The 23,783-nt window shown below is 66.1% G+C and carries 12 protein-coding genes; 7 read left to right on the plus strand and 5 right to left on the minus strand.

The genetic code is table 11. From position 1 onward, the window contains the following. The coding region (locus AB4Y84_RS00430) for an MATE family efflux transporter (RefSeq protein ID WP_442249654.1) at window positions 1-1,370 on the minus strand (1,370 nt) is incomplete at its 3' end. Between the two features lie 62 nt (window positions 1,371-1,432). Between AB4Y84_RS00430 and AB4Y84_RS00435 the strand changes: the two genes are divergently transcribed. From AB4Y84_RS00435 to AB4Y84_RS00445, 3 genes are all read left to right on the plus strand, one after another. Beyond that, window positions 1,433-1,672: a hypothetical protein gene (locus tag AB4Y84_RS00435; protein WP_394196071.1), complete on the plus strand. Its 240-nt coding sequence runs from the start codon at window positions 1,433-1,435 to the stop codon at window positions 1,670-1,672. A gap of 9 nt (window positions 1,673-1,681) precedes the next feature. Beyond that, window positions 1,682-2,089 carry an RNA-binding S4 domain-containing protein gene (locus AB4Y84_RS00440; protein ID WP_223494551.1) on the plus strand — a complete coding sequence of 136 codons (408 nt, stop codon included), beginning with the start codon at window positions 1,682-1,684 and terminating at the stop codon, window positions 2,087-2,089. A gap of 213 nt (window positions 2,090-2,302) precedes the next feature. Then, entirely contained in the window at window positions 2,303-3,499 is a 1,197-nt protein-coding gene (locus tag AB4Y84_RS00445) for a glycoside hydrolase family 5 protein (RefSeq protein WP_442243798.1), read from the plus strand. 145 nt (window positions 3,500-3,644) lie between these two features. Here the strand turns inward: AB4Y84_RS00445 and katG are convergent, their stop codons facing one another. The 3 genes from katG to mutS all read right to left on the minus strand — a co-directional run bounded on the left by katG (window position 3,645) and on the right by mutS (window position 9,388). After that, window positions 3,645-5,885, minus strand: coding sequence for a catalase/peroxidase HPI (katG, locus tag AB4Y84_RS00450; protein ID WP_442243797.1), 2,241 nt, complete (start codon window positions 5,883-5,885; stop codon window positions 3,645-3,647). A gap of 144 nt (window positions 5,886-6,029) precedes the next feature. Further along, entirely contained in the window at window positions 6,030-6,647 is a 618-nt protein-coding gene (locus tag AB4Y84_RS00455; protein WP_223494554.1) for a DUF937 domain-containing protein, read from the minus strand. Window positions 6,648-6,766: 119 nt separating this feature from the next. After that, complete coding sequence (gene mutS / locus AB4Y84_RS00460; protein ID WP_394196065.1) at window positions 6,767-9,388, minus strand: DNA mismatch repair protein MutS; 2,622 nt, start codon at window positions 9,386-9,388, stop codon at window positions 6,767-6,769. Window positions 9,389-9,524: 136 nt separating this feature from the next. Between mutS and AB4Y84_RS00465 the strand changes: the two genes are divergently transcribed. Both AB4Y84_RS00465 and AB4Y84_RS00470 read left to right on the plus strand, forming a co-directional pair. After that, window positions 9,525-9,983: a hypothetical protein gene (locus AB4Y84_RS00465; RefSeq protein ID WP_312786076.1), complete on the plus strand. Its 459-nt coding sequence runs from the start codon at window positions 9,525-9,527 to the stop codon at window positions 9,981-9,983. Then, window positions 9,980-10,525, plus strand: a complete 546-nt coding sequence (locus AB4Y84_RS00470; RefSeq protein ID WP_442243796.1) for an Imm57 family immunity protein — start codon at window positions 9,980-9,982, stop codon at window positions 10,523-10,525. The genes AB4Y84_RS00465 and AB4Y84_RS00470 overlap by 4 nt, the downstream gene beginning before the upstream one ends. A gap of 93 nt (window positions 10,526-10,618) precedes the next feature. Here AB4Y84_RS00470 and AB4Y84_RS00475 read toward each other — a convergent pair whose 3' ends face one another. Beyond that, the gene (locus AB4Y84_RS00475; protein WP_223494561.1) at window positions 10,619-11,011 is read right to left on the minus strand and encodes a ribonuclease inhibitor; all 393 of its coding nucleotides are present in this window, start codon (window positions 11,009-11,011) and stop codon (window positions 10,619-10,621) included. 369 nt (window positions 11,012-11,380) lie between these two features. Here AB4Y84_RS00475 and AB4Y84_RS00480 point away from each other — a divergent pair, with 369 nt between their 5' ends. Beyond that, complete coding sequence (locus AB4Y84_RS00480) at window positions 11,381-13,057, plus strand: ShlB/FhaC/HecB family hemolysin secretion/activation protein (protein ID WP_312786081.1); 1,677 nt, start codon at window positions 11,381-11,383, stop codon at window positions 13,055-13,057. Between the two features lie 21 nt (window positions 13,058-13,078). Continuing rightward, window positions 13,079-23,783: hemagglutinin repeat-containing protein (locus tag AB4Y84_RS00485; protein ID WP_442249655.1), on the plus strand; the 10,705-nt coding region annotated here is incomplete at its 3' end.

Raw genomic sequence — 23,783 nt, forward strand, 5'->3', positions numbered from 1 at the left:
GGTGTACTGATCATCCTCGCCTTGCGCCAGCCACCCCAGCGGTAATACGCCAGCGACAGCAGCATCGACACCAGCGAGCCGGCCGGGAAACTCCACCAGATCGCATCGGCACCCCAGTACGGCTGCAGGAATTCGGCGAACGGCACGCGCACGCCCCACAGCGACGCGGCCAGGATCAGCAGCGGCGGCAGCACCGCGCCGGTAGAGCGCACCACGCCGGAGATCACGAAGCTGACGCCGAAGAACAGGAACGAACCGATCACGATGTGGTTCAGGTGCCGCGCGATCTGCAGCGATTCGCTGCCCTGCGGCAGGAACAAGGCCAGCGAGTACTGGTCCAGCAGCACCAGCGGCAGGATCAACGCGCCGGTCAGCAGGAAGTTGAACGCGATGCCCTGGCGTGCGGTACCGCGCACGCGATCCCAGCGCTGCGCACCGACATTCTGCGCGGCCATCGACGAACACGCCGCACCGATCGCCATCGCCGGCATCTGCACGTAGTTCCACAGCTGCAGCGATGCACCGTAGGCTGCGCCGGTGTCGGTACCGTACTGGTTGACCATGGTCATCAGCATGATCACCGACAGCGAGATCAGCACCATCTGCAGGCCCATCGGTACGCCCTTGACCACCAGCGCGCGCAGGATGGTCATGTCCAGCTTGAACAGGTGCATGTCGGCGCGGCCCAGCCACAGCGTGTGCCGCTTGTGCCGCATGTACAGCAGCAGGCCGGCCAGCGACAGCGTCTGCGACACCAGCGTGGCCCAGGCCGAGCCGGCGATGCCCAGTTCCGGGAACGGCCCCATGCCGAAGATCAGCACCGGGTTCAGGGCGATGTCCAGCACCACCGAGACCAGCAGGAAGCGGAACGGCGTGCGCGAATCGCCGGCACCGCGCAGCGCCGCACTGAGGAAGGCGAAGGCGTACAGCGTCGGCATCGCCAGGAAGATGATGCGCAGGTAGGCCTCGGCCAACGGCAGCGAGGCGGCAGGCGTGCCCATCGCCGCCAGCAGCGGGTGGGCCAGGAACCAGCCGGCGATGGCGATGATGACCGACAGGCCGATGAAGAACGTGGCGCTGGTGCCGACCACGCGTCGTGCCTGGGCGATGTCGCGCGCACCGATGGCCTGGCCGATCAGGATGGTCGAGGCCATGCCGAAGCCGAACACCGAACCGATCAAGAAGAACATGATGTTGTTGGCGTTCGCGGTCGCGGTCAGTGCCGCTTCGCCAAGGAAGCGCCCCACCCATACCGCGTTCACCGAGCCGTTCAGCGACTGCGCGATGTTGCCTGCCAGGATCGGCAGCGCGAACAGCAGCAGGTTGCGGCCTATCGGGCCGGAGGTCAGGTCAAGCGGCGCTTTGGCCATGGAGTGGTGATCGATTCCCGGGAGGCGCACACTAGCATCAAGCCGGTTTGCAGGATGTGGCAATGCATCAATCACAACAGGCGATGCGGATGATCGTGGCGGCCTTGATCGCAGCGGCGCTGGCCGCATGTTCGTCAGGTGACCGGCTCGGCGATACCCAGGTGCGGCCGACCGACCGCCCCGAGTGCCTGGTCGGCAGCCAGCGCCAGGACCTGGCGGCCGGCACACCGGCATTGATCGGGGGTAGCGGCTGCCGCACCGACCCCGACAATCCGCGTCCCCTGAACAAGCGAACGGAGTAGTCCCTACCGATGTCCGAGCTTTCCCCGTTGGCGCCCAGCGTCCGTCTGGACATCTGGTTGTGGGCGGCCCGCTTCTTCAAGACCCGCAGCCTGGCCAAACAGGCGATCGAGACCGGCAAGGTATCCGTGGCCGGGCAGCGCCCGAAATCCTCACGCGCAGTACGCGTGGGAGAGCAGCTGCTGGTCGATCGCGGTGAAGAACACTTCGAGATCCAGGTGCTGGGCCTGAGCGACCAGCGCGGCCCGGCGCCGGTGGCGCAGCAGCTGTATGCCGAGAGCGAGGCCTCCAAGGCGCGCCGCGCCGAACAGCGTGCGCTGCGCATTGCCGCGCGTGATGGCTACCAGGCACCGGAGCACAAGCCGGACAAGCGCGCGCGCAGGTTGATCCGCGCTCTGGGTGATCTCGACGCGCTATGACGCAGTGACCGGACTGAACCGGCTCGCGCTCCGGTAGCCGTCCACCTTGGTGGGCGCTTTGCCATGCGCCGACCAAGGTCGGCCCCTACCGTATCGTGGGTCTGGCTCGCGCTCTGGTAGCCCCCCACCTTGGTGGGCGCTTTGCCGCCTACGCTCAGCCACCGTTCGGCTTGCGCCCCGCACGTTGGATCGTCCTCCTCATGGAAGCCCACCATGTTCCTGCGCCGCAGCCTGCTGTGCCTGGCCCTGTCCGCCGCCGTCCCGGTGTTCGCCGCCGACATCACCTTCTGGGATACCCCGCAGCGCGGTGGCAACAGCTTCAACGAAACGCCGCCCGACCGTGCCTACTTCCAGGGCCTGCGTGACACCGGCGCCACCTGGGTACGACTGACCCCGGACAAGTGGCGCAGTGCCGGCGGCCGCGATTTCCTGATGGGCGATGCCGACCACTATCAAGGACTGGTCGATGCCGACGTGGCCACGCTGCGTCGCGCGCTGGATGACGCCAATGCCGTGGGATTGAAGGTGGTGCTGGTGCCGCTGTCACTGCCGCTGCTGCGCTGGAAACAGAAGAACGGTGACGTGGTCGACCAGCGCCTGTGGCAGTCCTTCGACAACCACGCACCTGCGCAGCGCTTCTGGCGTGATCTTGCCGCCGCGCTGAAAGGGCATCCGGCGCTGGCCGGCTACAACCTGATCAACGAGCCGGCGCCGGAATACGGCACCACGCTGGCCGAACACGCCTCCCGCGAGGACATGCTGAAGTGGTATGCGGGCGTGCAGGGCGGACCGCGCGATCTGCGCCAGCTGTACACGGAACTGGTGGCCAGTGTGCGCGCGGTTGATGCAGACATGCCGCTGATGCTCGACGCTGGTTGGTACGCAGCGGCCGATGCCTTCGATTACTGGCCGGCGCCCCTGCAGGACACGAAGCTGCTTTACAGCGTGCACATGTACGAGCCGTACGCGGCCACCAGTGCGCCGAACCAGAAGCGCAGCAAACCGTACCGCTATCCCGCCGAAGTGCCGTTTGGCGACCGCAGCGAGCGCTGGGACGCCGCGCGCGTGCGCAGCTACCTGCAGCAGCCGATGGACTGGGCGAAGACACATGGCATTGGTGCCAACCGGATGGTGATCGGTGAGTTCGGCTGCATGCGCCGCTGGCCGGACTGCGGCCGCTACCTGCGCGACGTGCTGGACGTGGCCGAGCAGCAGAAGGTGCACTGGGCGTTCTACGCATTCCGCGAAGACGGTTGGGATGGCATGGACTACGAACTGGGCGACAAGCCGCTGCCGGGATCGTACTGGCAGGCTATCGAAAAGGGCGAAGCAGCGCAGCCGCCGCGTTCGATGCAGGCGCCGCTGTTCGCGCCGATCCTGGAGCGGTTGAAGGAAGGGGCGCCTCGGTAGTCGCCCACCTTGGTGGGCGTTGTGTCCGGTGCCAACCAAGGTTGGCATCTACCAAGTCATGACCCCGCGGTAGCGCTTTGGTAGTCGCCCACCCTGGTGGGCGCTTTGCCAGGTGCCAACCAAGGTTGGCACCTACCATATACGGTCAACCGTGCAGGTCGTAGCGGTCCAGTTCCATCACCCGCGTCCAGGCGGCGATGAAATCCTGCACGAACTTCTTCTCGCCATCGGCACTGGCATACACCTCGGCCAACGCGCGCAGCACGGCGTTGGAACCGAACACGAGATCCGCACGGGTGCCGGTCCAGCGCGCAGCACCATCGCTGCGTCCACGGCCTTCATAGCTTTCGCGACCGGTCGCCTTCCAGGTGGTGCCCATGTCCAGCAGGTTGACGAAGAAGTCGTTGCTCAGCGTGCCGGGACGGCTGGTGAACACGCCGTGCCTGCCACCGTCGGCATTGGCGCCGAGCACGCGCAGGCCACCGACCAGGGCGGTCATTTCCGGTGCGGTGAGGGTCAGCAGCTGTGCCTTGTCGATCAGCAGCGCCTCCTCCGGCACGCTGTAAGCGCCCTTGAGGTAGTTGCGGAAACCATCGGCAGCCGGTTCCAGCACCGCGAACGATTCGACGTCAGTCTGTTCCTGGCTGGCATCGGTGCGGCCCGGGGTGAACGGCACACTCAGGTCATGGCCGCCGGCCTTTGCCGCCTGCTCGATGCCGACGCCACCGGCCAGCACGATCAGGTCGGCCAGCGACACCTGCTTGCTGCCCGTGCCGTTGAACTCGGCCTGGACCTTTTCCAGCGCGGCCAGCACCTTGGCCAGCTGTTGCGGCTGGTTCACCGCCCAGTCCTTCTGCGGTGCCAAGCGCACGCGTGCACCATTGGCGCCACCGCGCTTGTCCGAACCGCGGAAGGTCGAGGCCGAGGCCCACGCCGTGGACACCAGCTCGGCCACGCTCAGGCCGGTCGCTGCGATCTTCTGCTTCAGCGCGGCGATGTCCTTGGCGTCGATCAACGGGTGCCTGGCTTCCGGCACCGGGTCCTGCCAGATGAATTCCTCGGCTGGAATCTCCGGGCCGAGATAGCGCGCACGTGGGCCCATGTCGCGATGGGTCAACTTGAACCAGGCGCGGGCGAAGGCATCGGCGAACGCCTGCGGATCAGCAAGGAATTTCCGCGAGATCTTTTCGTAGGCCGGGTCCATGCGCAGCGACAGGTCGGTGGTCAGCATCGTCGGGCGGTGCTTTTTCGACGGATCGTGCGCATCGGGAATCACCGCATCCGCATTCTTGGCGACCCACTGGTGGGCGCCGGCCGGGCTCTTGCTCAGCTCCCATTCGTTGCCGAACAGGATCTCGAAGAAATCGTGGCTCCACTGCGCGGGGGTGCGGGTCCAGGTGACTTCCAGGCCGCTGGTGATGGTGTCGCCACCTTTGCCGCTGCCGAAGCTGTTGGCCCAGCCCAGGCCCTGGCTTTCCAGGCCCGCTGCTTCCGGTTCCTTGCCGACGTTGTCGGCCGGGCCTGCACCATGGGTCTTGCCGAAACTGTGGCCACCGGCGATCAGGGCGACGGTTTCCTCATCGTCCATCGCCATGCGGCCGAAGGTGTCGCGGATGTCATGCGCGGCCAGCACCGGATCGGGATTGCCATCCGGGCCTTCCGGGTTCACATAGATCAGGCCCATCTGTACCGCGGCCAGCGGGTTTTCCAGTTTGCGCGAGTGCACATCGCCATCAGCGTCGTCATCGGACACCAGCACGCCGTGGTCCTCTTGCACGCCCTCCGAGCCGTGCTTGTAACGCACGTCGCCGCCGAGCCAGGTGGTTTCGCGGCCCCAGTACACGTCCTGGTCCGGCTCCCAGGTATCGGGACGGCCGCCGGCAAAGCCGAGCGTCTTGAAGCCCATCGACTCCAGTGCGACGTTGCCGGTCAGGATCAGCAGGTCGGCCCAGGAAATGGCCTGGCCATATTTCTGCTTGATCGGCCACAGCAGGCGCCGTGCCTTGTCCAGGCTGACGTTGTCCGGCCAGCTGTTGAGCGGAGCGAAGCGCTGCTGGCCGCGACCACCGCCGCCACGGCCATCGTCGATTCGGTAGGTACCGGCGCTGTGCCACGCCATGCGGATGAACAGGCCGCCGTAGTGGCCGAAGTCGGCTGGCCACCAGTCCTGCGAGTCGGTCATCAACGCCTTCAGGTCGGCCTTCAGGGCGCTGTAGTCCAGCCCGTTGAAGGCCTTGGCGTAGTCGAAGCCCGCATCGAGGGGATTGGAGCGCGTGGAGTGCTGGTTGAGCAGGTCCACGCGCAGCTGGTTCGGCCACCAGTCGCGGTTGGTCGTCGCATCACCGACGACGGCATGGTTGAACGGGCACTTCGCTTCGCTTTTCATGGGTCTCTACCTGTGGGCTGGCGAATGAGGGAATCAGATCGCTTACCCACCATAGGCATCGCCTAATGATGGGTAAATTCGATTGATTCAACCGATGCGATAGTGGCCGCCTATGGCAGGCGGCGCTTGCATCGTTGTGCGCGATCAGCGCTTGAGCAGGCCCGCGCCGAGCTTGAACAGATCGCTGGCGCCGAACTGGCCATCGCCGTCCTGGTCGAGCGCACCGCCAAGCAGGCTGCCGATGCCGCCGCCGGATTGCTGTGCTTCCTGGCCGAGGGCCTGGCTGAGCTGGCCTGCGTTGCCGCTCTGGGCAAACCGCTGGGCCAGGAACGACATGACGATGGGGGCAAGGATCGCCAGCAGCTGGCTGGACTTGCCGCTGTCCAGGCCGGTCTTCTGGCCCAGCGCTTCGGCCGCCTGCGAGGTCTGCCCACCGAATACGTGGCCGAGGATGCCGGCACCGTTGGTGGCGTTGCCGCCGGCACCGCCCATCACCGCGCCGAGGATGCTGCCGAGGTCGAAACCGCCACCACCGCCGCCGGCCGAGCCAAGGTGGTCGCGCTGCAGGGCATTGAGGAGGGACTGCGCACCCTGCGGCTCACTGGCGTTCTGGCCCATTGCGCCGAGCAGCAGGGGCAGGGCGCTGCCGACGGCCTGGGTAGCCTGGCTGCTGTCCAGGCCGAGCTGCTGCGACACCTGCTGCAGGCCTTGGCCCTGCTGCAGCTGCTGGAAGAGGGATGCAGCGAGGGATTCGGTGTTCATGGCGGTCTCCGGTCTGTGAAGGACGAACCGCCCGAGCATAACGCCGTGTACACGACGGCAATGCGAAGGCTTCATGGCGGGCGTCCGCCGGGCAGGGCCGGCGGAACATGCGGCCTGCCTTACAGCAGCGCCTTCAACCGGTACAGCGCTTCCAGTGCCTGCTTCGGGGTCAGCTCGTCCGGGTCGATCGCGGCCAGCGCCTCCTGCGCCTTGTTCGGCGGAGCGGCAAACAGCCCGAACTGCTGCGGGGCATCCAGCGCCTGCGGGGCGAGTTCGGCGGCATGGCTTTCGCCGCCGCGCTGTTCCAGCTCGGCCAGGCGTCGGCGCGCCTGTGCCACGGTGGCACGCGGCAGGCCGGCCAGGGCGGCCACCTGCAGGCCGAAGCTGCGGTTGGCCGGGCCGTCCTTCACTGCATGCATGAACACCAGCGCTTCGCCGTGCTCGACGGCATCCAGATGCACGTTGGCGATGCCGCTGCGGCCGCCCTCGTGCTGTTCGTCGGCCAACGCGGTCAGTTCGAAGTAATGGGTCGCAAACAGCGTGTAACAGCGGTTTTCGTAGGCGAGGTGGCGCGCTACCGCGTCGGCCAGGGCCAGGCCGTCGTAGGTGGACGTGCCGCGGCCGATCTCGTCCATCAGCACCAGCGAATGCGCGGTGGCGTGGTGCAGGATGTAGCTGGTTTCGGCCATCTCGACCATGAAGGTCGACTGCCCGCGGGCAAGGTCATCACCGGCGCCGATGCGGGTCAGGATGCGGTCGATCGGGCCGATCAACGCGCGGCTGGCCGGCACGAAGCTGCCGATGTGGGCCAGCAGCACGATCAGCGCGTTCTGCCGCATGTAGGTCGATTTACCGCCCATGTTCGGGCCGGTAATGACCAGCATGCGACGGTCCGGGTGCAGGTCCAGGTCGTTGGGCTCGAACGGCTGGTCACGCACCGCTTCCACCACCGGATGGCGGCCGCGCTCGATCTTCAGGCACGGCTCGGCCTGCAGTTCCGGGCGCGCCCAGTCCAGCGCCTGCGCACGCTCGGCGAAGGCGGCCAGCACATCCAGTTCGCTGAGTGCGGCGGCGCACTGCTTGAGCGGCTCCAGCTGGGTGCCCAGCGTGTCCAGCAGCTGCTCGTAAAGGTACTTTTCGCGCGACAGCGAACGGTCACGCGCGGACAGCACCTTGTCTTCGAACGCCTTCAGTTCTTCGGTGATGTAGCGCTCGGCGTTGGTCAGTGTCTGGCGGCGGGTGTAGTGCACCGGCGCACGGTCGGACTGGCCCTTGCTGATTTCGATGTAGTAGCCGTGCACACGGTTGTAGCCGACCTTCAAGGTGGCGATGCCGCTGCTCTCGCGCTCGCGCTGTTCCAGGTCGACCAGGAACTGGTCGGCGTGCGTCGACAGGCGGCGCAGCTCATCCAGCTCGGTGTCGAAGCCATCGGCCAGCACGCCACCGTCGCTGAGCTTGAGCGGCGGCATGTCGGCGATCGCGCTGGCCAGCAGGTGGGCGCATTCGTCGTGTTCGCCGAGCGCGGCGTGCAGGGTCTGCAGGCGCGGTGAATCCAGCGGTGACAGCACCTCGCGTACGGCCGGCAGCAGGCCGAGGCCATCGCGCAGGGTGGAGAAATCGCGCGGCCGTGCCGAGCGCAGGGCAACGCGGGTGAGGATGCGTTCAAGGTCGCCGAGGCGGCGGAACTGTTCGCGGATATCTGCGTCCGCGCCACGGTCGATCAGTGTTTCCACCGCGTGGTGGCGCTGCACCAGCACCTCGCGCAGGCGCAGCGGCCGATGCAGCCAGCGGCGCAGCAGGCGGCCGCCCATCGGCGTCACTGTGCTGTCGAGCACGCCGAGCAGGGTGTTGCGGGTATCGCCGTCGACGCGGGTGTCCAGCTCCAGATGGCGACGCGTTGCCGCGTTCATCGCGATCGCTTCGCTGGCGGTCTCCATCGAGATGGACGTCAGGTGCGGCAGGCGCTGCTTCTGGGTTTCCTCGACATAGCCGAGCAGGGCGCCGGCAGCGGCCGTGGCGCGCGGCTTGTCATCGATGCCGAAGCCGCTGAGGTCGTGCAGCTTGAAGAAGTTCAGCAGCTGGCGGCGACCACTGTCGGCGTCGAACAGCCACGGCGCGCGGCGACGTACGCCGCTGCGCTGGCGCAGGAAGTCGGGCCAGTTCTCTTCATCCGGAACCAGCAGTTCGGCTGGCTCCAGGCGGGCCAGCTCGGCCTCGAGTGCGTCGTCGTTGTCGACTTCGTTGACCAGGAAGCGGCCGCCGGCCAGATCGGCCCATGCCAGCCCATAGCCGCTCTTGTTGCGCGACAGGGCCATCAACAGGGTGTCGCGGCGCTCGTCCAGCAGCGCCTCGTCGGTAACGGTGCCCGGGGTGACGATGCGCACCACCTTGCGTTCGACCAGACCCTTGGCCAGTGCCGGGTCGCCGATCTGTTCGCAGATCGCCACCGATTCGCCCAGCGCCACCAGCCGGGCCAGGTAGCCCTCGTAGGCATGCACCGGCACGCCGGCCATCGGAATGGGCGCGCCGCCGGAGCTGCCGCGCTGGGTGAGGGTGATGTCCAGCAGCCGCGCCGCCTTGCGGGCGTCGTCGTAGAACAGCTCGTAGAAGTCGCCCATGCGGAAGAACAGCAGCAGGTCCGGGTAGTCGGACTTGGCTGCGAAGAACTGCTTCATCAGCGGGGTGTGCTCTGCACTGGCCTTGGATGAGGACGTTTTCGTTTTTGAATCAGTGGTTTGCAAGAGAGCTTCCTACGGGTTGTAGCGATCGACCCGGGTCACTGACCGCGAGTGACGGGGTTCTTCGTTGCGCTGCGGTTGCGCCGGTCACTCAAAGAGGATCAAATCGATGTTGCGACGGACACACGGCGGATCGACCATGGATACGGTTGTTGCGACGCAGGCAGATGCCCCGCGCCGCCGAGGCACCAAGTTTAAGCTGACCTGCCACCAAATCTGCGAACTGAGCGTGGCCAAGGCCCCGGTTGAAGGAAAACAGGGGAGGGCGGTCATAGCCTCGCGGCCGCCGGCAGAGGCGGGCAAGCCTTGCCGCGTGCTGGGCGGGAACCGAGGTGCTCCGACGGGCTTTGGGTTCTACGTGGGCCCCACCCGCACCACCTACGAAGTCGTAGTCCGAGGCCCAGTTGGGGTTCGGCGGTTCTCATTGGGCAGCGTCACCGACATCGGTCCCGAACAAGCCTACGAGCTGGCCCGTCAGAAGTTGGCCGTGGTCCGGGAAACCGGCCAGCATCCCTCCACGGAAGAGGTCCGAGCCGAATATTTGGTCGAGTTGAAAAGGGCCACGCTGGCGGACTGCTCGATTCTGGTGAGCCGATGAAAACCACTGCGCTGATTTCGTGCTTCGTCCTTTGTGTTCTATTTGGGTCCTCGGTGTCCGCCCGGCCGCTGGCAGAAAGACTCGCGGCAGACATGGAGATGGCCGAACACTCTATTCTTGCCTCGCTGGTAGTGCACAAGAGTTCCGAGAGCAAGTCACTGTGCTCTCAGACGCCATATGCTTGTGTAGGAGCTGACGGTGCTGAGCTTGGTCTTGCCTTGATAGGGGGAAGTAGGAGTCCGGCTGCCCCTCGGAACTTGGTTGAACTGTCCCGCTTCCGTATGGACGGAGCGCTCTCCGAAGACTACAAGTGCTACGTCGCCGCGCAGGGCAATTCAATGGTTCAGGCTGCGTCGAGGCTGGATGCCAGGAAGCTGGCAGGTCAATGCCTCTCCGAACTTGCTGCTTTCAAGCGTCGGGCGGGCGGGGCGAAATTCGACGTGGCGCCTGAAAACATCTGTAGCTCAGTCGCGGACATCCAGAGTTCCCTGCGTGACGTGGTCAGGCTCGCCAAGGCCGGTAGTGACTGCGATGGCGTCTGAATCGGTCGTTTGACATGTACTACCACAACCGGTCGCGCTGTAACGGTTGGCGTGTTCCGCAGGCGGGATGCCGCAGGGGGGAGGGGCGCCACTTCAGGCGCACACCAGTGCAACGTTCGGGTGGCTGGCGAAGATCTCCATCACGATGTCGAAGTAGGTCTGCCCCTCGCCACGTTGCAGGGCGTCCAGCTGGCGGCCGATGGTTTCGGCATTGAACGTACCCGGCTGCCGCAGCTTGTCTTCCAGCCACGCGCGCGTGGTCTCCAATCCCAGTGCCTCGCGGCTGTGGTCGATGTCGCGCCAGACCAGCGTAGCGGTTTCGTGCCCGGCCAGCGCGCCATAACCGCCGTACAGCAGATCGTCCAGTCCATCGAGACTGGGCCCGAGCTGCCAGGCTTCGCCGGCCATGAATACCCGGTTGATCTCCGCATAGAGGCTGGGGATATCAACGATGGTGGTGCCTTCGATCTGCAGGAATACGGTCATGCGCCGACTGTAGCGTGGGCGGGCGAAAGGCGTTGTGCTGAACGCCGTTGCTTTGCGACGTGGCGCGTGCGTACGCATACTCTGGATCTCTGCCTGCGGTGTTCTGTCCCGTAGTTCTGGGCATTTGAAAATTTCCCTATAGAAATCCTTCGGGCGGCCGATAGCCTATGCGCCACTTCGCGTCGGGCGCGGTGGCATGCCGTTGCATACCCCCGGCGAACCTCGATTCAAGCCATCGGGTTGGCCCTTCTCCTTTCCGGGAGCAGGACCGCTGACGCGTGGCATCAACACGTGGAATTGATTGTGCAAGCAAGGAAGATGTCTGTGCGCGGTGCGCGCCGCAGTGGTGGAGGGTTGGTGCTTCTGGGCATGGCCTTCAGTGTTGCTGCCCAGCAGGTGGGTGACCCGGGCGCGCAGGAGCTGCTGCGCCAGCAGGAACGAGAACGCGTGCTGCGCGAGCAGCAGGAAAGCCGGCCCGATGTACGCCTGGAGAGCAGCCAGGGTGAACAGGGGGAGCGCCTGCCGACGCAGGAGCAGCCCTGCGTGCGTATTGATCGCATCGTGCTGGACGGCGAGGGTGCCAAGGGCTTCCAGTGGGCATTGGCCGCAGCCGATCCGCGCGAAGATCCCGCCAGCGGCCGCTGCCTGGGCACTGAAGGCATCAACGTGGTGATGAAGCGCGTACAGAACGCGATCATCGCGCGTGGCTATGTCACCACCCGCGTGCTGTCGGCTCCGCAGGATCTGAATACCGGCACGCTGACACTGTCGGTGGTGCCCGGGCGATTCCGCGAGGCGGTGTTCACCGAGGCGGATGGGCGGCATCCGGCCATCGCCAATGCGCTGCCGATCCGCAGTGGCGGCCTGTTGAACCTGCGCGACATCGAGCAGGGGCTGGAGAACCTGCAGCGCGTGCCCACCGTCACTGCTGACATCAAGATCGCACCTGCAGACGGCGAAGGCGCCGCGCCCGGGCAGAGCGACCTGAACATCGACTGGAAACAGCGTTCGCCGGTGCGTGCCAGCCTGACCCTGGACGATGCAGGCAGCCAGGGCACCGGCAAGCTGCAGGCCAACGCCACGCTGTCGTTGGACAACCCGCTGGGCCTGAACGAGCTGTTCTACGTCAGCGCGGGGCGCGGCGTGTTCAATGGCAAAGGCAAGGACACCAACAGCTGGACCGCGCACTACGACGTGCCCTACGGCTACTGGCTGTTCGGCGCCACGGCCAGTGCCTACGACTACAGCCAGACCGTGGTGGGCGCGTACGAAAGCTATGACTACAGCGGCCGCAGCGGCAACGCCGAGGCACGCGTGGATCGCCTGCTGCTGCGCAATGCCAAGACCAAGCTGGGCATCTACGGCCGCGGCTGGCAGCGCACGTCGAAGAACTACATCGACGATACCGAGATCGAGGTGCAGCGTCGCCGTACCTCGGGCTGGGAGCTCGGCCTGACCCACAAGCAGTTCATCGGCGCGGCTACGCTTGATGCCACGCTGGCATACCGGCGCGGCACCGGCGCCTTCCATGCACTGCGCTCCCCGGAAGAGATGGCCCAAGCGTGGGATCCAACCCTGCCGTTGGAAGGCACCTCGCGGATGAAGGTGATCACGGCTGACGCGCAGTTGAGCGTGCCGTTCCAGCTGGGCAAGCAGCGCCTGCGCTACACCGCCGCCTGGCGCGCGCAGTGGAACCGCACACCATTGTCGCCACAGGATCGCTTTGCGATCGGCGGCCGCTACACGGTGCGTGGCTTCGATGGCGAAAGCTCGCTCAGCGGTGAGCGCGGCTGGTCGCTGCGCAACGACCTGTCGCTGGGCATCGGCGGCGGCCAGGAGTTCTACGTCGCCGCCGACTACGGCCGCATCGGCGGGCCATCGGCGCAATGGCAATCCGGCCGGGATCTGGCCGGCATGGCATTGGGCCTGCGCGGCGGCTGGCAGCAGCTTTCCTGGGACGGTTTCGTGGGCTCGGCCCTGCACAAGCCCTCCAACTTCCCGACTGACTACACCACCTTCGGCTTCAGCCTGGCGTGGCGCTACTGATCTGGCACAAGGATTCGTGAAATGAACAGCATCTATCGCCTGGTTTTCAATCGCGCGCTGCGCGTGTGGCAGGTCGCTTCGGAACTGGTGAAAGGCGGTGGCGGCCTGGTCGGCCAGGTCGCCGGCCGGCAGACGGCAGCCGTGTCGCCGCTCGGCTTCGCACTGATGTGCGCGTTGGGATGGGTCAGCCTGGCGCCATTGGCGCAGGCGCAGTCGGGTGGCCACATTGTGTCCGATCCCAACGCGCCCGGCCGTGAGCGCCCCACGGTGGTGACCGCGCCGAACGGTGTGCCGATGGTCAACATCACCACGCCGTCGGCCGGTGGTGTCTCACGCAACCGCTACTCGCAGTTCGATGTCGGCCGTGAGGGCGTGATCCTCAACAACGCGCGTGGCCAGGTGCAGACGCAGTTGGGCGGTTGGGTGCAGGGCAATCCATGGTTGGCCACCGGCAGCGCACGGGTCATCCTCAACGAGGTCAACGGCCCGGCCAGCCGACTCAATGGCTATGTGGAAGTGGCCGGACAGCGCGCCGAGGTCATCATCGCCAATCCGGCCGGTATCCAGGTCAACGGTGGTGGTTTCCTCAATGCCAGCCGCGTCACGCTCACCACCGGCACGCCGGTGTTCAGCGGCAGCGGTTCGCTGGAAGGTTATCGGGTCAGTGGTGGGGCAATCGAGGTCAACGGCGATGGCCTCGATGCCAGCCGCGCCGACTACACCGACCTGATCACCCGATCGCTGAAGGTCAACGCCGGCATCTGGGCCAACCAGCTGCAGGCGACCCTCGGCAACAACGTGGTCAGTGCCGACCACAGCCAGGTCAACGCTGCGGCGGCCAGCGGCGATGCGCCGACCTTTGCACTGGATGTGGGCGCGCTGGGTGGCATGTTCGCCAACAAGATCTGGCTGGTCGGCAATGAACACGGTGTGGGCGTGCGCAATGCCGGCAGCATCGGTGCCCAGGCCGGCGAACTCGTGGTCACGGTGGATGGCCGGCTGGAGAACACCGGCGCGCTGCAGTCACTGCAGAACGTGCGCGTGCACGCGAGCGGCGATCTGGCCAATGCCGGCACCATCGCTGCCACGCGTGAAGCTGCGATCACCTCCGGTGGCACGCTGGACAACAGTGGCGGCAAGCTCAATGCACAGCGCCTGCAGCTGCAGGCACAGGCCCTGCGCAACCATGGCGGCGCCATCGAGCAGACCGGCGTGCAGGCGTTGAGCCTCAACGCGGGCAGCGTGAGCAATCGCAGCGAAGGCCTGATCGGTGCGCTGGATGCGGTGGCGTCGGGCGGCTCCGGCGGTACCCCCAGCAGTGGCACCTCGCCGGGAAGCGGCGGAACGCCAGGTACCGGTGCGCCCGGAACCGGCACGCCCGGTACGGGTACTCCGGGTACACCGGGTACCGGCACTGGCGGCGGTACGCCGGTGACGCCGGCTGTTCCGTTGGCCGCAGGTGTGCTGGACATCGCCGGCACGCTCGACAACGACGGCGGCAGCATCAGCAACGGCGGTCGTGTTTCGCTGGTTGCGGGCAATGGTCTGGACAACAGCGGAGGCCGCCTTGGTGTGGCCTCGCTGCGCGCCACGGGCGATCTGAACAACGATGGCGGCACACTGCAGGTGCACGGTGACGCTGCGCTGCGGCTGGGCACGCTATCCAACCAGAAGGGCGCGCTGAGTGTGGCCGGTACGCTGCAGCTGCAGACACAGTCGCTGGACAACCGGGCAGGCGAGCTGCGCCATGCCGGCAGTGCCGAGTCGGCATGGACAGTGCAAGGCGCGTTCAACAACGAGGGCGGCCTGCTGGCGACCAATGCCGAGCGCCTGACGCTGGGGGCAGGTCGGGTCTTCAATGCCGGTGGCCGCATCGAGCATGCCGGTAACGGCGGCCTGTTGCTGACCACGGGCGACTGGACCGGTGCCGGCGGTCGCCTGAGCACGCTCGGTCGCCTGGACTGGACGGTGGGCAATGCGGACGTGCGCAATGGCACGCTCACCGCAGCGCAGTTCCAGATCGTCGCCGGCACGCTGGACAACCGCGGCGGCAGCCTGCTGTCGCTGGGCAACCAGGGCAGCATGCTGCGCGCCGGTACGCTGGACAACAGTGCCGGTGGCACCGTGGCCGGCAATGGCGAGCTGCACCTGACAGCGACCACGCTGGACAACAGCAAGGGCCTGCTGCAGCAGGCCGGCAACGGCGCGTTGCGTGTACACGCCGATACGCTGCGAGGCAGCGAAGGCCGCCTGCTCAGCAACGGCGACCTGTCGCTGACCGGTGGCCAGCTGGATGTGAGTGGCGGCATCACCTCGGCGCAGAGCGTGCAGATCCAGGCCGACGGCCTGCGCAACGCCGGTGGCCAGATCGTGTCGCTCGGCAATTCCGAGTTGGCGCTGGAGTTAGGTGGCACCTTCGACAACCAAGGCGGGCAGGTGCTTGGCAATGCGGGCCTGCGCATCGATGCGGGCCGCATCGACAACCAGAAGGGCACGCTGCAGTCGGCCGGTAGCCAGGGCGCGACACTGACCGTGCGCGACGATCTGGACAACAGCGCCGGTGCGATCTCTGGCAACGGCCAGTTGCAGCTGCACGTCGGCAGCCTGCTCAACCAGGGCGGCAAGGTGCTTGCGGCGGGCAGCGGCTTGTTGCAGGTGCAGGCCCGCGAACTGTTGGACAACAGCAACGGCGGCCGCCTGGCCGGCACGGGCGACGTGCTGCTGCAGGCGGCGCGGCTGGACAACCGCAGCGGTGCAATCGAGCACGCGGGCAGTGGCACGCTGCAGATCCGTGCCGATGCGCTGCAGGGCGCGGCGGGCCGGATTCTCAGCCAGTCGGCGCTGACGCTTGAGGGGGGCGAGCTGGTACTGGGTGCCGGCAGCACCACCCAGGCCGAGCGCATCGCGATCAATGCCGAGCGCCTGGACAACGCCGGCGGCAACCTCAGCGCCACCGGCAGCGACGCACTGCAGCTGCGCGTGGCGCAGGCCGTGGACAACAGCGGCGGCACGATTGCTGGCAACGGCGCGCTGGACGTGCAGGCCGGTGAACTGCTCAACCGCAAGGGCACGCTCAGTGCTGCCGGTGCAGCCGACAGCACGTTGCAGGTCAACGGTACGCTGGACAACCATGAAGGCACCATCGCCAGCAATGCCAACCGGCTGACCCTCACTGCCGCACAGCTGGACAATACCGCCGGTGCCATCCGCCAGGCCGGCAACCAGGGCCTGGATATCACCACGGCCCGCCTGGATGGAAGCAAGGGCACGCTGGTCTCTGCGGCGACGCTGACCCTGCGCGCGGATGAGGTAGACCATCGCGACGCAACGCTGGGGGCTGATCGCTTCGACCTCGAGGCCGGAACGCTGGACAACACCGGCGGCCGCATCATCGCAAGTGGCGAGGGTGCCAGCCGCATCCATGCCACCACGCTGGGCAATGCCGGCGGTACGCTGGCCAGCAATGGTGACCTGACGCTGCAGGCGCAGACGCTGGACAACAGCGCAGGCAAGATCCAGCACGCCGGCAGCGGCCAGTTGCAGGTGCTCGCACAGACCCTGCTGGGTGCGGGTGGCAGCGTGCTCAGCAATGGCACGTTGGTGCTGGAGGGCAAAACGCTTGACCTGTCGAAGGCGACCACCTCGGCGCGCCGCATCGACGTCACTGCCGACAGCCTGACCACCGCCGGCGGTGCGCTCACTGCCACCGGCGAAGAAGCGCTGCGCCTGCGGGTGCAGGGGCTGCTGGACAATCGCGGCGGGTCGCTGGCCAGCAATGGCGTGCTCGACGTTTCCGCGCGGCAGCTGATCAATGCGCAGGGCACCCTGCAGGGCGCCGGCAGCCGCCGTTCCACCCTGGCCATCGGCGAGGCACTGGAAAACCAGAGCGGGCGCATCCTGCTGGGTGGCGCGGGCACGATCAATGCCGCCAGCCTCGACAACCTCGGCGGTACTGTCCATGCCGGCGGCAGCGACCTGGTGCTGGGCATCGACGGTCGTCTCGACAATGGCAGCCAGGGCCTGCTGTCCAGCACTGGTTCGATGACGCTGGACGCTGCCAGCCTCGACAACCGGCACGGCACGGTGGTGGCAGGCAAGGACCTGCTGCTGACCACGGTTGCAGGCGTGGACAACAGCGATGGCGCGATGCAGGCCGGCGAGCTGCTGCAACTGAAGGCCACTGGCCTCGACAACCAACGCGGCACGCTGCTGGGGGGGCAGCTGACCGTCGATACCCGCGGCCAGCGGCTGGACAACAGCGCAGGTACGCTGGGTACGCAGAAGGGTGCGCTGACCGTGCACAGTGGCGCGCTGCTCAACCAGGGCGGCCGGGTGCAGTCGGCCGCCGATCTGCTGATCGATACCGCAGCGCAGACCATCGACAACCGGGACACCGCCAGCAGTGGTGGCCTGTTGGCGGCGGGCACACTGCAGCTGGACGCTGGTGCGCTGGACAACCGAGGTGGCACGCTGAACGCACAGGGCGATGCGCGGCTGGTGCTGGCCAGTGCCGACAACAGCGCCGGCGGTACGCTTGCCAGCGCGGCGGGCCTGTCGCTGCAGGCGACGACGCTGGCCAACGGCGCCGGGCGCGTGCAGGCCGGGCGCAATCTCGACCTGACCCTGAGCGGGCACCTGGACAACACTGCCGGCGCGATCGCCGCCGGCCAGTTGCTGACCCTCACCGCAGCCAGCGTCGACAACCGTAATACCCGCGGCGGCGATGGCACCCGCGGCCTGCAGGCAGGCCAGCTGCAGTTCGGAACGCAGTGGTTGGACAACAGCCAGGGACAGATCGTCACCGATGGCGGCGCGCGGTTGCAGGTCAACGGCCAGCTGCAGAACAACGGGGGTGTCATCACCACCGGCGGCAACCTCGACAGCAGTGCCGACAGCGTTGCCAACAGTGGCGGCCTGCTGCGGGCCGATGGCAGCCAGACCCTGGTGGCGCGCGCGCTCAGCGAGGACGGCCAGGTACACGCCCAGCGCGACTTGAGCCTGACCCTGCAGCAGGGCCTGAGCAACCGCGGTGAATGGGTGGCCAACGGCACGCTGGCCCTGCATCTGTCCGGCGACCTGGACAACCAGGGCGTACTGCGTGGCGGCAACCTCGATCTCAACGCGCAGAACATCACCAACGCGGCCAACGGCGAGATCTCCAGCGAAGGCATCACCCATCTCAATGCACGCGGCCAGCTGACCAATCGCGGCCTGATCGACGGCAAGGTGACCCACCTCGAAGCCGACGTGCTGGACAACCTTGGCACCGGCCGTATCTATGGCGACCACGTGGCGATCTCGGCCGGCGTGCTGAAGAACCATGCCGAGGATGCCAACGGTGCCACCCGCGTCGGCACCGTGGCCGCGCGCGAGCGCCTGGACCTGGGCGTGCGCGAACTGCAGAACACCGGCAAGGGCCTGATCTACAGCGGCGGCGATGCGGCCATCGGTGGATCGCTCGGGGCTGATCGCATTGCTGCGGGCACGGCCGGCAGGATCGACAACATCGGTTCGATCATTGATGTGAGCGGCAACCTGGCGATCGATGCGGGCGTGATCAACAACATCCGTGAGAACGTGGTCATCACCCAGACCACCACGGTGAACGCGCCGGTGCGCATGGATCGGCCGGCATGGTGGCGCAACGGCAAGAACGGCACCGAGAACATCCGCAGTACCAGCCACTACATCGCCCAGGAGGTCTATTACCTCAACCCGGCCGATATCCTGGAAGATACGCCGCACATCACCCCCGACGGCTTCACCGTACACCGGGCGGTGGTGCGCCTTACCGCGCAGACCAGCGCGTACTTCTTTGGACGTGGTGGCCTGTATGCCGCGCTGGGTGAGCGTTCGCGCCTCAACCTGCAGGATGGCACCGTGGTGCTGTACTACGTAGGGCGCCAGGACAACCAGGCCAACCCGGACCAGGCCGGCAGTGGCGCCGACGATCCCTTTGCCGAGCTGACCCATCTGCACCCGGATTCGCCGGCATTCCGCTATGTCGATGACAAGCTGACCTATTCACCGGCCTATGGCACCTGCACCACCAACTGTGTGCAGCTGTGGACCTACAAGGACTATGCCCCGGACCAGCACCTGACCAATCCGCGCGGTTCCGGCGGCAACAACGTCAGCAGCAACGAGCAGTACCGCATCGCCACGCAGACGGTGACCGAGGATGTTCTGGGGCCAGGCGTAGGCGCCGATGCGGTCATCCGCTCCGGTGGTGCAATGCGATTGCGTACCGATGATCTGCGCAATCACTACGGCAGCATTGCCGCCGGCGGCAATCTCGACATCGTTGGCCTGGGTGGCACCGCCAAGGTGGAGAACCTGGCTGCGACGCTGTATCGCACCCATGCTTTCAACAACGTGGGGCATACCTTCTCCGGCGACCTCGTCACCTGGAGCAACCCGGCGATCTCCGAAGTGACCGGGAAGATCGGCGGCAGCATCACCAGTGGCGGCACCCTGACCATCGACGTTGGCGATCTCAGCAACCTCAACCAGGGGCGCAACGCACCCAACGTGCAGGATGGCGCGGCAATGGCCAACCTCAACGTGCAGGGGCCGAAGACGCTGCCGGACGGCCCTGGCCATAACGGTGCGCAGGGACCGGGCCACAGCGTAGGGACGGGGGCGGAACGCGCGCTGGCGCAGGTGGCCGATGCCGCCGGCACGCAGCAGGGCGGCACGGTCGGGGGTATCGCCGGCAGTGGCGCCGCATCCGGGGCGCGCGTGGTCGCCGCCGCCGGCGGCTCGCCGGACCGCATTGCGATGGGCGCGCCGGACACCCGTGCACCCACGGCCAGCCTATTCAACGTCAACCGCAACGGCGGCAACTATCTGGTTGAAACCGATCCGCGCTTCACCGACCACAAGACGTGGCTGAGCTCGGACCATCTGCTGGGGCAGATGGGCTACTCGCCCGATACCGTGCAGAAGCGGCTGGGTGACGGCTACTACGAACAGAAGCTGGTGCGCGAGCAGATCGGCGAGCTGACCGGCCGCCGCTTCCTTGACGGTTACGCCAGCGATGAGGCGCAGTACCGCGCGCTGCTGGAAGCCGGCGCTACCGTAGCCAGCGAATGGGGCCTGCGCCCGGGCGTGGCGCTGACCGAGGCGCAGATGGCGCAGCTGACCAGTGACATTGTCTGGCTCGTCGAGCAGACCGTGACCCTGGCCGACGGCAGTACCACCACCGCACTGGTGCCGCAGGTCTACCTGCGCCTGCGCCCGGGTGACCTGGATGGGCAGGGCGCACTGCTGGCCGGTGCCAATGTCGATATCAAACTGGCCAATGGCCTGGTCAACACCGGTGACATCGCTGGCCGCAAACTGGTGACCATCGATGCCGGCAACATCGAACACCTGGGCGGCAGCATCTCCGGCCAATACGTCGGGTTGGCGTCGGACAAGGACATCCGCATTGCCGGTGCATCCGTGACGGCGACCGATGCGCTGTCGGTGCAGGCGGCGGGCAATATCACGGTGGCCTCCACGGTGGAAACACAGCGGGGCGGTGGTACCTACCAATACGAGACCAACCGCATCGATCGCGTCGCCGGCCTGTATGTGACCAACCCCAGCGGCGACGGCATGTTGTCGGTGGTTGCGGGCGGTGACATCAGCCTGCAGGCCGCGCAGATCCGCAATGCCGGCAAGGATGGTTCCACCCAGTTGGCTGCCGGTGGCAATCTGGATCTGGGTGCGCAGACCCTGAGCCGAAGCACCGACAGCACCTTTGACAACCGCAACCACACCCGCACCAGCCAGACGACCCATGCGATGACCTCCATCGAGGGTGCGGGCGACGTAGTGCTGGTCGCCGGCAAGGACATCAACCTAGCTGCGACCCAGGTGAAGGCTGGTGGCGACATGGCGTTGCAGGCGGGTGGTGACATCAACAGCCACGCGCTGGTGGACAGCGAGAGCCGGGATTTCGCCGGCGCCGGCAAACGCAGCTCGCTGCAGACACGCCAGAGTGATGAAACGGTGCGCGGGAGCCAGCTGCAGGCGGGGGGAGATATCGCGCTGAGTGCAGGGCGCGACGTCACTCTGATCGCAGCAAGTGCCAGGAGCGATAAAGGCACGATCATCATCGGCGCGGAGCGGGACGTAAACCTGCTTGGCGCCAAGGAATCGCATGCGTGGGAAAGAGACGCGCAGAGCAAGAAGCGTGGGCTGACATCAAGCACACGAACAGCGACGCATGACGCCACGCAGGATGTGCTGGCAGTTGGCACCACGCTCTCTGCAGAGAAAGTCACCGTTGGATCCGGTCGCGACATCCTGGCAGAGGGCGCCAAGGTGGCCGCAACCGGCGATGTAGTGATGGCGGCCAAAGGAAGTCTCAGCATTGTCGCGGCGGAGTCCACACATTCCGAGCAACACAGCAGCGACCGCAAAAAGTCCGGGCTGTTGAGTGGAATGAATGGAAGCATCGGAGTGACCTTTGGCAGTCGAAGCAGCGGCAACAGTACCTCGCTGACTGAAACCGTCGCCGAGGGCAGCCTCATCGGCAGTGCACTTGGCAGTGTGACCTTGTCTGCAGGTGAAACGCTTCATCTGGGCGGGTCTGACGTTCTCTCCAGAACGGGGACGACGATGCTCGGCAAGGACGTCCTCATCGATGCTGCCGAGCAGCAGACGAGATATACAGACAACAGCTACTTCCGCCAGTCCGGCTTGAATGTTGCGTTGGGTGGCGCGAGCGTTGATACGGTGCAGAGCGCAAGGGCGGTCTATGCGACCGCCAAGAGAGCAGGTGACGTCGAAGACGATCGTCTGAAAGCCCTCTATGCGTACAAGGCGGCGCAGGGAGCGATAGCCGTCGCCGAAGCGGCCGGCCAGCAGTCGGGCAACGGCGAGGGCGGTGCCGGCCTGAATGTCAGAGTGACGGTTGGCAGCCAGCGGTCGCGCTCCGAAAGCGTGATGGAGCAGACGACGCATCGGGGCAGCCTGCTGAAGAGCGACGGCGACGTGGTTGTTGCTGCGACCGGCGGTGACCTGACGATCGTCGGTAGCCAGGTCTCCGGCCGCAATGTTGATCTGGCTGCAGTCAATGACCTGATCATCCGCAGCAGTGAAGATCGTTACTCCCAAGAGAGTCGAAACCAGTCACTGGGCGGGGAGGTGGGCGTTGCTATCAGCGGCAGCAGTGGCGGTGGCGCTGCCATCGGTGTCTACGTAGGCGCGAATGCTGCGCGCGGTAAAGCGGACGGCGAGGGCACTCTTCACAACGAGAGCGTCATCCAGGCCGGCGACAGGTTGACGTTCACCAGTGGCGGCAACACCACCTTGCAAGGCGCACAGCTGCTGGCCGATCAAGTCGTCGGACGTGTGGCCGGCGATTTGACGTTGCGCAGCGAGCAGGACACAGACCGTTACAAGACAGAGCAGTTGGCCGCGAAGGGCGAGGCGACGATCGGCTACGGCTTTGAGGGCAGTGCCAGCGGTAGTGCCAGCATGATCGACAGCGACTATCGCAGTGTTCGCGAACAGACGGGAATCGCAGCGGGTAGCGGTGGATTCCAGCTGCAGGTGGGCGGCAATACCCACCTCGCTGGTGCTGTGATCGCCAGCACGGGTGATCCGTCGAAAAACCTGCTCTCCACGGGCAGTCTGACTGTTGAGGAACTCAAGAATCGAGCCGAGTTTCTTTCTGCTTCGGTAAGCGGAGGCACCAGCGGCGGTGGCAACCCCTCCGATGGCCTGTCCTTCGATCCGTCGCTGGCCCCAGGCTTGCCAACCGGTGACAGCAAGAGTTCCACCACCCGTAGCGGTCTGGCCGAGGGTACGGTTGAGATCCGGAATGGCGACCTTTCCGCATTGGAGGGTGTGCAGCGTGGTGTGACCGGGTTGGATGGTGCCAACGGATTCTCACCGATCTTCGACGAAAAGAAAGTGCAGGAGCGGCAGGAACTGACCCAGATGTTGGGGCAGATTGGATTCCTGGCTGCCGGCAATCTGGCAGAGCGCAAGCGCGCGCAGGCTTCCGCCGATCTTGAGATCGCGCGAGCCAACGGCGATGCCGAGTCCGAAGCCGATGCTCTTCGCCGCATCGACCAATGGGGTGAAGGTGGGCGCAACAAGGTGCTGCTGCATGGCCTGACTGGCGCAGCCGTAGCGGCCCTCAGTGGCGGGGATCTCAGCAATGCGGCCACCGGAGCGGCCGGATCAGAGCTGGCCAAGGGGGCGATGATTCGCTTCCTGACTGGGCAGGGACTGAATCCAGACAGCGGTGAGTTCAACAGTCTGATTGAGATCGCCAGCGCTGCCCTGGGTGGCGTGATAGGTGGCAGTGATGGTGCAACGACCGCGTTGCTGGGAGACCGGTTCAATCGTCAGTTGCATCCCGATGAGGTGGTGTGGATCAACACGCACGCGGCAGCGTTCGCCAAGCAGGAGGGCATCAGCGAGGCGGAGGCGATTCGCCGGCTCACAGTGGAAGGGGCTGCGCGGGTTGATGCAAAAATAAACAACATCGTGGGCAACGAGAATGTGGATGCCGCAGCCACCGCGTTCCTGAGCACCATGGGCGGGAAGTACGGGTTCGGCGCGACGGAAGCTGAGTACAACAACTTCAGTCTCTACGGGAAGGAGTTGCTCAAGGACGACTCGCTGTACAGGCAGGTCTTCAATTCTCTGCTCGGCTCGGGTGTCCACAGAGATGATTTGAACCTTCCCTATTTCGGTCTGAACAGCCTGCGCGCTACGATGG

Source organism: Stenotrophomonas sp. 2YAF22 (assembly GCF_052114665.1).
Lineage (GTDB): Bacteria > Pseudomonadota > Gammaproteobacteria > Xanthomonadales > Xanthomonadaceae > Stenotrophomonas > Stenotrophomonas indicatrix.